This window comes from Kitasatospora sp. NPDC056446 (assembly GCF_042796115.1).
GTDB lineage: Bacteria > Actinomycetota > Actinomycetes > Streptomycetales > Streptomycetaceae > Kitasatospora.
This window is the reverse complement of the sequence record NZ_JBHTRF010000239.1, coordinates 1-1,221: the sequence shown is the minus strand read 5'-3', so window position 1 is coordinate 1,221 and position 1,221 is coordinate 1. Positions and strand designations below refer to the sequence as shown.

The following is a 1,221-nucleotide window of genomic DNA, read 5'->3' as shown; positions in this document are numbered from 1 at the left end:
CAGATCACCAATGCCTGGTGGAGCGGCTATGCCGCGCCGGTGCTGGTGGCCGAGGCGGCGTCCGCCCTGACCACGGTGGTGAACGTTGCCGCAGGCAGCGCCGTCAATGCCGGCGCGGTCGCCGCCATCAACGCGTCGCTGGCCAATGCCGTGCTTGCAGCGACGTCTGCGTGGCCCGCGGGGGCTGCCGCCAATGGCGTCGCCACGCGGGATGCCATCAATCAAGCGGCCGTTGCGGTCAACAACGCCGGCCAGGTCCTGGCGCAGCTGCAGGCAGCATTGCCGACGGTACTGGTCGCCGTGGACCGGGCCGCCGCCATGGGGGCGGCCGATTGGGTCGCGGGTGGAGGGGCCGTGCCGGCCTGGGTCCAGCTTCAAAATGTAGGCATCCCCGCATGGCCGGACCCGAACCTGCAGGCGACCGTCAACGCCGCACAGCGGCGCATTTCCGGCTGGGCCGGCTCGCAATCGCCGCGCCTGGTCAACCAGGCCGGGCAGTGGGCACTGCCCGGGGGACGCATGTCGGATGCGGAAACCGCCGAGCATGCGGCCAGGCGGGAATTCCAGGAAGAAACCGGCGTCGAGCTGGACGCAGGTTATGTGATGGCCTACCACACGCTGTTCCAGACCGCGCCGGGAGGCGCCGATTTCTACCTGGTCTGCTTTGACCTGCCCGGCGGCCAGGACATCGCCGACCTGCTGACACGGATCAACGCGAACCTGATGGCCCAGACCGGCTGGCTCAATCGTCCGACCGCCGGGTCGGTGGTCGACTGGGAACTGGATGCGGTCTGCACCGTGGCGCAGGACGAGCTGAGCAGCTCTCTGGGGACATTCCAGCCCGTCTCGATTCCCGACACGCTGCGGCCGGTGCCCGTGCCGATGCCTGCCGGAGGGGCCGCCCTGGCGGCGTGGGAGCGCAGGCAGCGACGCTTTGCCGAGTCCCAGTCCATCGACTGGTACCTGCGCATGGCCCGCTACATTGAACAGCAGTAGGCGGCCGACGCGGATGCGGAGAAATCGATGATGCGGCGACGGCACCACCCGCATCACGGCCCCGCTCTTCACACCATTTCCCCCGCATTCTCCGTCGATTCCACCAATCCAGCAGCAGCGCTTGTTTCTACTCTGCATCCACGGTGAAGCACACGCAGTTACGCACCACGCACCGTGACACTGGATACCACGCACTTCCACCTTTTCGCAGGAGCAGGACATGGC

The 1,221-nt window shown here is 67.8% G+C and carries 1 protein-coding gene; it reads left to right on the top strand.

Features of this window, described 5'->3' with window-relative positions; translation table 11 throughout:
- A partial coding sequence (locus tag ACFQ6N_RS40965) for an NUDIX domain-containing protein (RefSeq protein ID WP_380659216.1) occupies positions 1–996 on the top strand: 996 nt, incomplete at its 5' end.
- Positions 997–1,221: the final 225 nt, after the last annotated feature.